Source organism: Streptomyces sp. NPDC021562 (assembly GCF_040640875.1).
In the GTDB taxonomy this organism is placed as follows: Bacteria; Actinomycetota; Actinomycetes; order Streptomycetales; family Streptomycetaceae; genus Streptomyces.
The window spans coordinates 1-1,288 of sequence record NZ_JBFACN010000098.1 but is presented as its reverse complement, the minus strand read 5'-3'; the positions used below and the strand labels follow the sequence as shown (position 1 = coordinate 1,288).

The 1,288-nt window shown below is 66.9% G+C and carries 1 protein-coding gene; it reads right to left on the bottom strand.

All coding sequences use genetic code 11. The features are described from left to right. Positions 1–40: 40 nt before the first annotated feature. A complete protein-coding gene (locus AB0G52_RS41185; RefSeq protein ID WP_361344436.1) occupies positions 41–1,237 on the bottom strand; it encodes an IS701 family transposase in 1,197 nt (398 codons plus the stop codon). Positions 1,238–1,288 lie beyond the last annotated feature (51 nt).

The following is a 1,288-nucleotide window of genomic DNA, read 5'->3' as shown; positions in this document are numbered from 1 at the left end:
CGGGCACGTGCCTGGTGACATCGGCGCCATCGTGACCAGTTCAGCACGTGGTCGCGGCGTGCAGGACGGTGGCGGGGTTGAGTTGCCAGCAGACGACGGATTTCGGCTGGGGTGAGGTCCACGAGGTCGGGTGTGTCGGCCTCGACACCCCTTTTTCACGCTCCTGCACGGCCATCACCGCAAGGAACGCGTGGGCGAGCATGGCAAGCGTGATGTGCCGGTGCCAGCCCACGTAGCGGCGGACCTCGTACTGGTCCAGGCCGCACTCGTTCTTCGCGCTCTGGAAACACTCTTCGATCTTCCAGCGGCAGCCGGCGACACGGACCAGGTCAGCGACGGTTGCGTCCAGTGGAGCGCAGGCGAGGTAGTAGGCGATCTCGTCGGGCCTGCTGATGCTGCGGCGGGCCAGTACCCACCTCTGTCGTGTCGGCTCGTCGACGCCGGATTCGGTCACGGCGGGCAGGCGGGCGGCGGCCCAGTCGTAGAACCGTTCGCCTTTGGCTCCCTGCCCCGCCGACAGACGCTGCCACGCCTCGGGCGGGGCCTGGGCGATGAGATGGTCGATGCGCGGGCCGTTGACCTGCTGTGACTTGGGGACGGCGACCACATAGGAAAGCTCGGCATCCTCCAGGAAACGCCGGAAGTGCGAGTCCTGTCCGTAGGCGGAATCCGCTGTCACCCAGGCGATGGGGAGTGGGGAGGCCAGGGCGCGCAGGATCATGTCACGGGCCAGTTCGCCCTTGGTGGCGAAGGTGCGCTCGTCGGGGATGCGGGCTGCTTGGCAGCGTTTCCGGTCCTCGGTCCAGGACTTGGGCAGGTAGAGCTCGCGGTCGACCAGGGCGTGGCCGCGGGTGGTGGCGTAGGCGGCGAAGACGCCGATCTGGCAATTTTCTGTCCGTCCGGCCGTGCCGGAGTACTGGCGCTGCACCCCTGCGGAGGTGATGCCTTTCTTCACGAAGCCGGTGTCGTCGAGGATCAACACGCCGTTCCGCGTGCCGAGTTGTTCTGCGATGTATGCCTGAAGGTCGTCCCGCAGGCCGTCAGCGTCCCACCGGCTGTGGGAAAGCAGGTGCTGCAGGCCGTGTGGGGTGTCATTGCCGGCATACTCGGCGAGCTGCCAGCTGTTCTTTCGACCGACCGGGCCGAGCAGTCCGCGGACGTAGTCCCGCATCCGCCGCCGGGACTCCACCCGGCAGAAGCGGGCTCCGGTCCGCAGGAAGAGTTCTTCGAGTTCCAGGTCCCATGCATTCGTTGGTACGTCGTGGATCACGAGAACGGACTGCTCGTC